This is a genomic window from Cohnella sp., assembly GCF_041641335.1.
GTDB lineage: Bacteria > Bacillota > Bacilli > Paenibacillales > Paenibacillaceae > Cohnella.
The window spans coordinates 41152-53615 of record NZ_JBEPYQ010000041.1 but is presented as its reverse complement, the minus strand read 5'-3'; the positions used below and the strand labels follow the sequence as shown (position 1 = coordinate 53615).

11 protein-coding genes are annotated in these 12464 nt (G+C 57.8%); all 11 read right to left on the bottom strand.

Annotated elements, in window-relative coordinates; genetic code table 11:
* Nucleotides 1-296: 296 nt before the first annotated feature.
* Nucleotides 297-602: a hypothetical protein gene (locus tag ACESLM_RS15165; RefSeq protein ID WP_372632416.1), complete on the bottom strand. Its 306-nt coding sequence runs from the start codon at nt 600-602 to the stop codon at nt 297-299.
* 5 nt (nt 603-607) lie between these two features.
* The gene (locus ACESLM_RS15160) at nt 608-751 is read right to left on the bottom strand and encodes a YfhD family protein (RefSeq protein WP_372632415.1); all 144 of its coding nucleotides are present in this window, start codon (nt 749-751) and stop codon (nt 608-610) included.
* A 137-nt stretch (nt 752-888) separates the two neighbouring features.
* Nucleotides 889-2016, bottom strand: a complete 1128-nt coding sequence (dnaJ, locus tag ACESLM_RS15155; protein WP_372632414.1) for a molecular chaperone DnaJ — start codon at nt 2014-2016, stop codon at nt 889-891.
* Between the two features lie 88 nt (nt 2017-2104).
* Nucleotides 2105-3952, bottom strand: coding sequence for a molecular chaperone DnaK (gene dnaK, locus ACESLM_RS15150; protein ID WP_372632413.1), 1848 nt, complete (start codon nt 3950-3952; stop codon nt 2105-2107).
* 65 nt (nt 3953-4017) lie between these two features.
* On the bottom strand, nt 4018-4578 hold the full coding sequence (gene grpE / locus ACESLM_RS15145) for a nucleotide exchange factor GrpE (protein WP_372632412.1): 561 nt from the start codon (nt 4576-4578) through the stop codon (nt 4018-4020).
* A 51-nt stretch (nt 4579-4629) separates the two neighbouring features.
* Nucleotides 4630-5655, bottom strand: coding sequence for a heat-inducible transcriptional repressor HrcA (gene hrcA / locus ACESLM_RS15140; RefSeq protein ID WP_372632411.1), 1026 nt, complete (start codon nt 5653-5655; stop codon nt 4630-4632).
* 133 nt (nt 5656-5788) lie between these two features.
* A complete protein-coding gene (locus ACESLM_RS15135) occupies nt 5789-6295 on the bottom strand; it encodes an N-acetyltransferase (protein ID WP_372632410.1) in 507 nt (168 codons plus the stop codon).
* Nucleotides 6296-6468: 173 nt separating this feature from the next.
* A complete protein-coding gene (hemW, locus tag ACESLM_RS15130; protein ID WP_483862601.1) occupies nt 6469-7659 on the bottom strand; it encodes a radical SAM family heme chaperone HemW in 1191 nt (396 codons plus the stop codon).
* A 56-nt stretch (nt 7660-7715) separates the two neighbouring features.
* Nucleotides 7716-9533, bottom strand: coding sequence for a translation elongation factor 4 (gene lepA, locus ACESLM_RS15125; RefSeq protein WP_372632408.1), 1818 nt, complete (start codon nt 9531-9533; stop codon nt 7716-7718).
* A 116-nt stretch (nt 9534-9649) separates the two neighbouring features.
* On the bottom strand, nt 9650-11599 hold the full coding sequence (locus ACESLM_RS15120; protein WP_372632407.1) for an endonuclease MutS2: 1950 nt from the start codon (nt 11597-11599) through the stop codon (nt 9650-9652).
* 466 nt (nt 11600-12065) lie between these two features.
* Nucleotides 12066-12458, bottom strand: coding sequence for a hypothetical protein (locus ACESLM_RS15115; protein ID WP_372632406.1), 393 nt, complete (start codon nt 12456-12458; stop codon nt 12066-12068).
* Between the last annotated feature and the right edge of the window lie 6 nt (nt 12459-12464).

The window sequence follows — 12464 nt, the reverse complement described above, 5'->3', positions numbered from 1 at the left end:
CATAGCTGGGCAGACCTACGTATTGTCGCACTGGCGTTCTGAGTCGAGGGGATAATGGCCATAGCTGGGCAGACCTACGTATTGTCGCACTGGCGTTCTGAGTCGAGGGGATAGTGGCCATAGCTGGGCAGACCTACGTATTGTCGCACTGGCGTTCTGAGTCGAGGGGATAGTGGCCATAGTGGTGGAGGAAGAGGTAGACCTACTAACGTTTTGCATTCTGAGCGAGAGGGTAGCGGCAAAAGGGGGAGAGGAGAAGGGCGCACACTGCTCAGCGGTATACGCCCGGGGATCGATCAGTAGATTACGCCGCCGGCTTGGCGGATGACGGTGCGCGCTTGGTCCGCTGCAGCTGCAGGGACGATGGCGGACAGCGTGAATTCAGCCGCAGCCGAGGTAGCGTAGGCGTTAGACGGTGTGGCGATGGCGCCGAGGTCAGAACCGATTTCGGCGTTCCACGATTGTCCGCCGGAAGAAGCGGCGGCTCCGGCGCTCGTCCTCTCCAGCCGGAAGCGGTCGCTGCGAAGAGCGGACAGCTTGCGGATGACCGATTCCGCTTGGTCTTGAGTCTCGAATCTGGCTTGTAACGGTTCCATATCCATGCGACTCACTCTCCATGCTCTCCGGCAGCTCGCCGATCAGCCGCCTCAGCGCGCTCCTGCGCTTTTTTGTCGTCTCCGTCAGCTAGCTCTTCCGAATACTCGACATCTTCCGCCTTAGCAACCGGCAAACGTTCGCGTTTTTTGGCCATAGATCAACATCCTCCTTATGGGTTGCTCCGCGGCAGCAATGCGCATCGCAATTACTCCAATAGGTTTTCCCTGGCCTTCGCACTTATACTATAAAAAAACGGCCGCCAGCGTCAGGCTGGATGGCCGTCGTTGCTTTTTATTCTCCAAGAATCGCGCGCTTCATCCGCTCGAAAATGTTTTTGCTCTGCTCGTGCGTTGCCTCGCCGCTCTTAGACGCGAACTCCCGCAGCAGCTCCCGCTGGTCTTCGCTCAGGTTGGTCGGGGTGACGATCGTCACCTTCACCTGTTGATCCCCTTGCCCGTAACCGCGAAGCTTCGGAACGCCCTTGCCCTTAAGCCGGAAATACGTGCCCGTCTGGGTTCCGGGAGGAATCTTCAACTTGACCTTCTCGGACAAGGTCGGAATTTCGATCTCGTCCCCGAGCGCCGCCTGCGTAAAGGTCAATGGAATTTCGCAGTAAATGTCGTCGCCTTCCCGTTCGAAGAAGTCGTGGGATTTCACGCGAAGAACGATGTAGAGATCCCCCGAAGGACCTCCGCGCATTCCGCCTTCCCCTTCGCCGCTGACGCGAAGCTGGGCTCCGTCGTCGACGCCCGCGGGAATTTTGACGTGGATTTTGCGTTGTTTTTTGACTTGGCCGCTGCCGCCGCAAGTGCCGCAGCGATCTTTAATGATTTTGCCTCGTCCGGAACATGCGGTACATGCCCGTCGATTCACGATGCGTCCGAACGGCGTATTCTGCGCCACTTCCTGCTGACCGGAGCCGCGGCAGACGGAACACGTTTCCGGCTTCGTGCCGGGCTTGGCGCCATTTCCGTGGCACGTGTCGCACGATTCGGTCCGCGGAATCGTAATGTCCATCTCTTTGCCGAACACCGCTTCCTTGAATTCGATCGTCATCGTGTATTGCAGGTCGTTGCCCCGCTGAGGCGCGTTCGGATCCCTCCGGCCTCCGCCGCCTCCGAAAAACATATCGAATATATCTCCGAAACCCCCGCCGAAATCAGCCCCGGCTCCTCCCGCTCCTCCGAAACCGGCGTTCGGGTCCTGGTGGCCGAACTGGTCGTAACGCGCGCGCGCCTGATCGTCGCTCAGCACGTCATACGCTTCTTTCACTTCTTTGAATTTCGTTTCGGCGTCGGGCGCCTTATTGACGTCAGGGTGATACTGCCGAGCCAGCTTGCGATAAGCTTTCTTCACGTCGTCCGCGGAGGCGTTCTTGGGAAGCTCCAGAACTTCGTAATAGTCTCTTTTGTCCGCCACTTCTCTCCACCTCCTCATGAAGGAAAGTCAAAGCGATCCCGCATGGCTGGGGAATCGGCTTTGACTTTCCGTGTATGCGGCATCCGAATTATTTCTTGTCTTCGTCTACGACTTCATAGTCCGCGTCGACGACGTTGTCTTTCGCGGGACCGGAACCTGCGGAGCCTGCGTCCCCTGCTTCTTGACCCGGCTGCGCTTGCTGCGCGGCCTGCTCGTAAAGCTTCACGGACAGCTGCTGCACGATTTCGGTCAGCTCTTCGGTCGCTTGATTGATCTGTTCAAGGTTATCGGATGCAACCGCGCTTGTCAACTTCTCTTTCGCCGCGTTCGCCTTCTCGACTTCGCTCGCGTCGACTTTGTCGCCGAGGTCCTTGATCGTCTTGTCGACGCTGTAGATCAGTTGATCCGCGCTGTTCTTCGCTTCGACCAGCTCGCGGCGAGCTTTGTCCTCTTCCGCGTGCAGTTCCGCTTCCTTCTGCATGCGCTCGATATCTTCCTTGCTCAAGCCGCCGGAAGAGGTGATCGTGATTTTCTGCGTTTTGCCGGTGCCCTTGTCGAGAGCCGATACGTTAACGATACCGTTCGCGTCGATATCGAACGTGACTTCGATTTGCGGCACGCCGCGAGGCGCCGGTGGAATTTCGCTCAGAACGAAGCGGCCGAGCGTCTTATTGTCCTTAGCCATCGCGCGTTCGCCTTGCAGGACGTGAATTTCGACTTGCGTCTGCATGTCGGCGTAAGTCGAGAACACCTGCGATTTGCTCGTCGGGATCGTCGTATTGCGATCGATCATTTTCGTCAAGACGCCGCCGGCCGTTTCGATGCCGAGGGACAGCGGAGTGACGTCGAGCAGCACGACGTCTTTGACTTCGCCCGTCAGTACGCCCGCTTGAACGGCAGCGCCGAGAGCGACCACTTCGTCCGGGTTAACGCCCTTGTGCGACTCTTTGCCCGTCAGCTTTTTGATCGCGTCCTGGACGGCAGGAATACGCGTGGAACCGCCGACCAGAACGACTTTGTCGATGTCCGCAGGAGACATGCCGGCATCCGACAGCGCTTGGCGGGTAGGCGACATCGTGCGTTCTACCAGACTAGCCGTAAGCTCATCGAACTTCGAACGGCTCAGGTTAAGCTCCAAATGCTGCGGCACTCCGTCTACAACCGTGATGAACGGCAAGGAGATCGTCGTGGAGACGACGCCGGACAGCTCCTTCTTCGCTTTCTCCGCCGCGTCCTTCAGGCGTTGCACCGCCGCTTTGTCCTTCAGCAGGTCGATGCCGTGCTCTTTTTTGAATTCGCCGGACAGCCATTCCATGATCGCTTGGTCGAAATCGTCGCCGCCGAGGTGGTTGTCGCCGCTCGTTGCTTTAACTTCGAAGAAGCCGTCGCCGAGTTCCAGAATGCTGACGTCGAACGTGCCTCCGCCGAGGTCGAATACGAGAATCGTTTGATCCTCTTGCTTCTCGAAGCCATAAGCGAGCGCGGCAGCCGTAGGCTCGTTGACGATCCGCAGCACTTCAAGGCCCGCGATGTTGCCCGCGTCCTTCGTCGCTTGGCGCTGGCTATCGTTAAAATATGCAGGAACGGTAATAACCGCTTGCGTGACCGGTTGTCCTAAGTATGCTTCTGCGTCGGCTTTGAGCTTCTGCAGGATAATCGCCGAAATCTCCGGAGCGGAATACGCTTTTCCTTCGATCGTTTCCTTGTGGGTCGTTCCCATATGACGCTTAATGGAACTAACCGTGCGATCCGGATTCGTGATCGCTTGACGCTTCGCAGTCTCGCCTACGACGCGCTCTCCGTCTTTCTTGAAGCCGACGACGGAAGGAGTGGTGCGGTTGCCTTCCGCGTTAGGGATAACGACGGCTTCGCCGCCTTCCATGACCGCGACGCACGAGTTCGTCGTACCGAGGTCGATTCCGATTACTTTGCTCATAGCTGGGTGTTCCTCCTTTGATATAAGTGCACGATCCGCTTCCTTCTGCTCCGAAGGAAGTCGCGCTAGCCGCTGACTTTCACCATAGCTGGGCGTATGACTCTATCTTTAAGCATATAGCCGGTCTGGACGACCTCGACGACGATTCCTTCTTCGTGCTCGTCGCTCTCCACCCGCATGATCGCCTGATGCAATTCCGGGTCGAACTGCTGTCCAACGGCATCCATCGGCTTAAGGCCTTCCGCCTCCAACACCTGGGACAATTGACGGAAAATCATATCCACGCCTTTGGCAAAGGAGTCGGTTCCGCCCGCCCCTTCGCCCGCCTGAAGCGCGCGGCCGAAGTTATCGAGAACGGGCAGCAGCTGCGTAATCAGCTTCATAGAAGCGTATTGCGCGAGCTCCTCTTTTTCCTTCTGCGTGCGTCTGCGGAAGTTATCGAAATCGGCCTGCGCGCGCAAATAACGACTATGATGATCATCCGCCAAACGCTCCAGCTCGGCGATGCGTTCGCTTTCTCCGGTTGTCTGTTCCTCGGCTTGCGGCTCGTCGCCGGAAACGGCCGAATCGTTCGTTTCGGTTACCTCATCCATGTTCGCAGACTCCTTCGTCTCGTTCGTACTCATGTACGATTCACCTCCTTACCGTGCCTCCCGGTTTCGGGGGCTATGCAACCTTTATTTATGCCAGCGGGACATCAACTGGACGATATCCTTGGATAAATAATCAAGCAAGCCGATGACCTTCGCGTACTCCATGCGAGTCGGACCCAGAATGCCGATCGTGCCGAGCGACTGTCCGTCGAAGGAATACGTCGCGGTAATCAAACTGCAATGATTGATGGCCTCGTGCGCGTTCTCCGTTCCGATCTTCACCTGGATGCCTCCCGGATTGGACTGGAACAGCTGCACGACGAGCGGAGTTGCCTCCAGCATGCCGAGAATCGACTTGGCCTTATCAACGTCCTTGAACTCCGGCTGGGTCAGCATGTTGGACGCGCCGCTCAAAAATACTTTCGGGTCCTGCTTCTCGTCGATCGTCTGTTCAAGCAGCGCCAGAATTTCCTCGAATCTCTCCACATAACGGCTGAGCTCCTTGGCGATCTCGCTGTGCAGAACCGACTTGACCTTGTAGAACGGCACCCCGGCCAGCTTGTCGTTAAGCAGGTTCACGATTTTCGTCATATCGTCCATCGTGATGCCTTCCGGAATGGAAATCGTCCGATGCTCGACGTGTCCCGTGTTCGTTACGATAATCGCGACTGCGGAATTGTCCGTCAACGGAATAACCTGAAAATGCTTCAATGCCGTATTGAACATCTCCGGACCGAGCACGATCGAGGTGTAATTCGTCATCTGGGACAAAACGGTCGCCGCATGCTCGATAATGCCTTCCCAATGCGTCATTTTCTCAGCGAAAAAAGAACGAATCATGCGCGCTTCCCGGTCCCCGATCTCGCCCAAGGTAACGAGATGATCCACGTAATAACGGTAGCCTTTAATAGAAGGGATTCGGCCCGCCGAAGTGTGCGGCTGCTCGAGCAGCCCCATCTCCTCCAGATCCGCCATCTCGTTGCGGATGGTCGCCGGACTGAAAGACACGTCTCCGCGCTTGGAGATGCTGCGGGAACCGACCGGCTCCGCAGAACGGATATAATCGTCGATAATCGCGTTTAGGATCATGCGTTGGCGTTCGCTCAGCATCCGAATCTCCTCCTTGAATAGGTTTCCCGTTATCGTTAGCACTCAATTACGACGAGTGCTAAAGACTACTACAAAAATACCAAACCGAAGGCGGTCGTGTCAAGAACGTTCCCGCTCGATTTGGCATGTTCGCTTACATTTGGGCAAAACTTAAGCGCTCGTTCTCCTGCGCCGGTTCGATGATCCGAACGACGGCGATTTCGTCGCAGCATTGCTGCTTCGGACAATTGACGCAATCCGTCCATACTTTCTCGGGAAAAATCTCCTTGTCTACGATCCGGAACCCGTTCTTCTGGAAAAACGCCGCTTCGTACGTGAGCGCCATAACCTTCGGGATTCCCTGCAGCTTGGCTTCCTCGATCAGCGCGTCCACGAGCTTGCTCCCGATGCCCTGGCCTTTGAAGCCGTCCGCGATGCCAAGCGAGCGAATCTCGACGAGATCGCTGCCGAGCCTACACAGCGAACCGCATCCGATCAGCTGTTCCCCGTCCTGCGCCACGATAAACGTGTCGATATTGCGGGAAAGCGCCTCCCTGGATCTTGGCAGCATGATGCCTTTGGCGGCATAGCCTTGTATAAGTTCGTAAAGCCCCTCTACGTCTTCCGGGATCGCTGGGCGGCAGAGGACCGACATGACCATTCCTTCTCTCATCCAATGAATATGTATGAATAAATATACAACATCTCAACGGATCCCTCAAGAGACTTTTCGAACGAAACGAAAAAACCGTTTATCGTCCCGATCGAAAACCCGAATGCCGACGGCTCCTTATCGCTTATCCGGGTCCCGACCCCACACCGCCCTTCAAGACGTCAGACGAACGCTCCGAACACCTCGTTGCCGAGCAGCACGCCGCGCGAGGTTAGCCGGTAGCCCGGCTCCCGTCCCGCCGTCCGCTCGAGCAAGCCTTGTTCCACGAGACGGGCCAGCTCCTTGCCATATACCTCTTCCATGCTGGCCCCGCCGAACTGCTTGGCGAAGCCGGCCTGAGTCACGCCTTCCCTCAGCCGCAGGCCGACCATCATGAAGTCGCCCATCGCCTCCTCCGCGCTGACGTTACTGCGCTCAAGCCGCGGCAGGCCGCGCCAGGCTGCGTCGATATACGGCTGCACGCCTTTAATGTTGATATGGCGCTGTCCGAGAGCGTAGCCGTGGGCGCCGGCGCCCAGCCCGTAATAAGGCTGGTTGTGCCAATACACCGTATTGTGCCGGCTCTCGAAGCCCGGCTTGGCGAAGTTGCTGATCTCGTAATGGCGATAGCCCGCTCCGCTCAATCTTTCCATTAAATACTCGTACATCGCGACCTCTTCCTCTTCTTCCGGCAAAGGCAGTTCGTCCCGTTGGTACAGACGGTAGAACAGCGTATTTTCCTCCACCTTCAGACCGTACAAGGAATAATGCGGCAAGTCGAGCTCCAGCGCCTTGTTCACGCTGATCTGAAGCTGCTCGAGCGTCTGGTTCGGCAAGCCGAACATCAGGTCGATCGACAAATTCGTAAATCCGGCCGCCTTGGCGTTGGCGATGCTCTGCACGATGTCCTGCGCGGCATGGATTCTCCCGATTCTCTCCAGCAGGCCGTTATCGAACGTCTGCGCGCCGAAGCTGATCCGGTTCACGCCCCCTTCGCGCATCGCGGCAAGCTTCTCCATGTCTGTCGTACCCGGGTTGGCTTCCATCGTAAACTCAGCGTCTGCCGCCAGCGGAAAATGCCGTCTCACCGAATCCAGAAAACGGCTCATCTGCGGCGGAGTCAGCACGGTCGGAGTTCCCCCGCCCACGAAAACGGTATCGATCGAGGCCGGCGGAAGCTCGGCAACGGTCAGCTTCATCTCGTTCTCCAGCGCGTCCAGATAGGCGTCGATCGGCTGTCCTGCGGCCACATAGGAGTTAAAATCGCAGTAAAAGCACTTGTTCGTGCAAAAAGGAATATGAATGTACAGCGCTCTCGGCGTCCATCGGTGCAGCGGCGGCACAAGCGTCGCCGCCCTTTCGGAATCGGTCATCATTAGTCTTTCACCTCGAATAGAGAAAAGCGGGCCGGCAGCCCGCTTCCCTCATCTTAATCCTCATCCAGCTTCAATACGGCCATGAACGCTTCCTGCGGCACTTCGACGTTGCCGACCTGCTTCATCCGCTTCTTGCCTTCCTTCTGCTTGTCGAGCAGCTTCCGCTTACGCGAGATGTCGCCGCCGTAGCATTTGGCCAGCACGTTTTTGCGCATGGCCTTGATCGTCTCGCGGGAGACGATCTTCTGCCCGACCGCCGCCTGGATCGGCACCTCGAACATTTGGCGCGGAATAAGATCCTTCAGTTTCTCGCAAATAACCCTCCCGCGGTTGTAAGCGCGGTCTCTGTGCACGATAAACGAAAGCGCGTCAACCTTCTCGGAGTTCAGCAAAATGTCCATCTTGACGAGGGAAGATTGCCGGTAGCCGATCAGTTCGTAGTCGAACGAAGCGTAGCCCTTCGTGCTCGACTTCAGTTGGTCGAAGAAATCGTAGACGATCTCCGCCAGCGGCACATTGTATTGGATCGTAACGCGATTCGTGTCCAGATACTGCATGTCGATAAACTCGCCGCGTTTGCCCTGACACAGCTCCATAATCGCGCCTACATAGTCGTTCGGAACGATAATCGAAGCCTTGACGAAAGGCTCCTCGACGAAATCGATTTTGGCGGAATCCGGGTAATCGGCCGGGTTGGAAATTTCCTGCACTTCCCCGCTCGTCAATGTTACCCGGTAAATAACGCTCGGAGCGGTCGTAATAAGCGGAATGTTGAACTCGCGCTCGATCCTCTCCTGAATGATCTCCATATGCAGCATCCCCAGGAAGCCGCAGCGGAAACCGAAGCCGAGCGCCTGAGAGGACTCCGGCTCGTAACGCAGCGAAGCGTCGTTCAGTTCCAGCTTTTCCAGCGCGTCCCGCAGGTCGTTGTAGTCCGTCGAATCGATCGGATACATTCCGCAGAACACCATTGGGTTAATGCTTCGGTAGCCCTCAAGCGGCTCGGAGGTCGGATTTTTCGCGTCAGTGATCGTATCGCCGACTCGCGTATCCTTCACGTTCTTGATCGAAGCGCTGACAAAGCCCACATCTCCAGGTCCAAGCTCGGTTACAGCCGTCGGGCGCGGCATGAATGTGCCTACCTCGACAACCTCGAACTGCGCTCCGGTGGCCATAAACTTCATTTTCGTGCCGGCCTTGATCGAGCCGTCGATCACGCGAATGGAGCAGACGACGCCTTTATATGCATCATAGTGGGAATCGAAAATAAGCGCCTTCAGCGGCTTGTCGCGATCTCCTTGCGGAGGCGGAATCTGCTTGACGACCTGCTCCAAAATTTCCCTGATGCCGATCCCGTTCTTCGCGGAGGCGAGCACCGCATCGCTGGCGTCGAGTCCGATGACATCCTCGATCTCCTGTTTAACGCGATCGGGTTCGGCGCTCGGCAAGTCAATCTTGTTGATAACCGGAACGATCTCCAGATTGTTATCCAGCGCCAAGTAGACGTTAGCCAGCGTCTGGGCTTCGATGCCCTGCGCCGCGTCGACGACAAGAATTGCGCCTTCGCACGCTGCCAGGCTGCGAGATACTTCGTACGTAAAATCGACGTGTCCCGGCGTGTCGATCAGGTGGAGCAAATAGGTTTCGCCGTCGTCGGCCTTATACAACAGACGAACAGCCGTCATCTTGATCGTAATGCCGCGCTCGCGCTCCAGATCCATCGAGTCCAGCACCTGCTCCTGCATTTCCCGGGAAGTCAGTGCGCCCGTATATTCCAAAATGCGGTCGGCCAGCGTCGATTTGCCGTGGTCGATATGCGCGATAATGCAAAAATTGCGAATGTGACTTTGCTTGATAGACAGTTCTGCCATTCCAATGAGTACCTCCAGCCGGTTCCATAACGTCGAATGACGATCACTTCATTATAACAGCGTCCGCCGCTCTCATCAATGGAGGCCAATGCCCGGGCCCAGAGCTCCTCGCGCGGCTACTCCTCCGAGGAACGCTCGATCGTCAGGCCGTCCACGTGCCGCTTGCCCATCAAATGGCGCTTCTTGCGGTTTTCCACCGAATCGAACACGATGTCCAAGTCGTAATCTTCTCCCGGATACAGATGTTTCTTGTCGATATATTTGCGTATCCGCTTATGGTTGAGCTTGATCTTCTCCTTCTGCACCTGCACGATCAGGTTGCCCTTCTCGTCCGGCAGCCGATAAACGACGCCCGGCTTGCGCAGATGCGGGATGAATACGAGGTCTCCGACGGACCATCGGCCGGCGAGCTCCCGCTTCGTCTCCTCCGACTTAGCCCGCCCTTGCGAATGCCGCTCAGATTTGCGATTGTCCGCCCGGGAACCGGAATGCTTCGTCTCTTCCTTCGCCGGTGGAACAGCTGCGTCGCCCCGCCCTTCCTTCAACCGGTCTGCAATCGTACGCGCCCTCTCGATAATGCGCGGCGCAATGCCCAGCTTGGAGGCGATAACGAAGGCATAGCTATTGCCGGCCTCCCCCATGTCCAGGCGGTACAGCGGGCTGAGCGTCTCTTCGTCGAACGCCATGCGGGCGTTCCGGAAGCCTTCGGTCACCCGGGCGTATTCCTTGATCTCGTTAAAATGCGTCGTCGCCATGATCACGCAGCCCCGCCGGTACAGCTCCTCCAGAACCGCGATCGACAGACCGACACCTTCTCCCGGATCGGTGCCGGTCGCGAGTTCGTCCAGCAGCACCAGCGTGGAAGGGCCGGCATGAGCGAGAATGTCGATGACGTTGCGCAGATGAGAGGAAAACGTGCTCAGCGACGATTCGAGGCTCTGGCCGTCCCCGATATCGACTTCGACCGATTGAAATACGGCGACGCGGCTTCCTTCGGCAGCGGGAATAAGCAGTCCCGACTGGGCCAGCAGCGTGAGCAGGCCGGCCGTCTTGAGCGCGACGGTCTTGCCGCCCGTATTCGGTCCCGTGATCAGCAGCGCCCGATAGCCCTCGCCGGCGCGAATGTCGAGCGGCGCCGGCTTCGCGGCCAGAAACGGATGCCGCGCCTCCTTAAGATCCAGCACGCGATCGCCGTTCAGCTCCGGAGCGATGCCCCCGATCGCCAGCCCCCACTTCGCCTTCGCGAACAGAAAGTCGCAGTATCCGACCGCGTCCAGGTTAACGGACAGCTCCTGCGCATACGACTCCGCCTCGCCGGTCAGACGGGCGAGAATAAGCGTCTCCTCGCGGCTTTCCTGAAACCGCAGCTCGCTCAGTTCCATCTGCGGACCGGCCAGCTCCGACGGCTCGACGAACACGGTCTGGCCGCTCGACGATTCGTCCAGCACCGCACCGGGCACGCGCTTGCGGTATTCCCGTTTCACGGGCAGCACGAATCTGCCGTCTCTGCGGCTGACGATTCTCTCCTGCAGGCAATCCGACAGCTTGGACATGAGGCTCTCCAGCCTCTTCTGCAGCTTCTCCTCCGTCGCGCGGATTTTCTTCCTCACCTTGTGCAGGTCCGGGCTCGCCGTATCCACGACGCGTCCCCGGTCGACGCAGGCTTCGATCGCTTCTCGCAGCGGCTTCAGATCGTACATGGACATGCCGTAGCCGGCCACCGACGGGAACTCGGTTTGCTTCGCGGCCATGTACTGCCGCAGCTGCTCGCAGCTTCGCGCGAACTGGGCGAGATGACCGAAATCCTGTTCGGTCAGAACGTATCCCGTTCCGAGCAGCGCCATCAGCGCCTCCATGCCCTCCAGCGAAGGAAGGGGCGGATGCGCGCCTCGGGCCAGCAGCCGGGAAGCCTCCTCCGTCTCCGCCAGCTTGCGCCGAATGATCGCGATATCCGCGATCGGCTGCAGCTGCTCGATTCTCTTTTTCCCCAAATAAGTGACCGTGTAATTCAGGAGCGCGGATATCGCGCGAGGATATTCCAGTTTGTCGAGGGAATGCTGTCTCATCGTTCGTTCATGCCTCCTAAAATAGAAATTAAAAAAGCAGGCCGCGAGGACGTGCGCCATCGGCGCAAGCTCGCAGCCTGCCTGAAATCAGCCTCGAAGAGACGCGCGGCCGCTCGGGCGCAAACCCGAAAAATCGCGCAAAAAAACCGTACCCTGACGAGCACGGCAGATCTCCCCGATAGCTTCGCTTCGGTAGGGGCGGTCTTGTCCGGTTCCTCACTGGTTATTCCAGCCGCGACGAGCCCATCGGCAAAAAAACCTGCGTACTTCGAGGTTCTTTGCTCCTTGCATGGATCGTTAGCGACTTATTGAATAATTCAGTTCAGAACCATGACCAACATTAAAATTTCCCCTTTGAAACGGAATTACTCCCATCATAGTCTACGGCCGGACCCGCGTCAAGCCGATCGGGCGCTGTCTTTTCCCTCTCGCCGCCCCGATTCGGATCGACCATGAGCGTCGTTCGCTATCCGAGCACTTTGTCGAACAGGGAGACGACCATGCGAATGCCGTTGCGGGACAGATCGTGCAGCACTTCGGCCGTCTTGCCGGACATCCGGTCGACGATCGGCTCGCGGTCCGCCCTCGGAATGCCGAACTCTTCGTCTTCCCCTCCGGCGTTAAGCTCCTGCTCCTGCGCCTGAGATCGCGTCTCCTCCCGGGACTTCGCGCCTTGCCGCGGGTCCTTCGCAGGCAGCGTCCAATCATCGTCCGACGCCGGCTGCTCGACCGTCGCGCCTTCCGTTTCCCACGGGCCTTTGACGTTCTCGATCCCTTTGGAGGACAGCTCCATCCCGTATAGAACGGCAAATCCGAGCAGTCCGGCAAAAATAAGCAATTTGAAAGAATCTCTGCGCATTCGCGC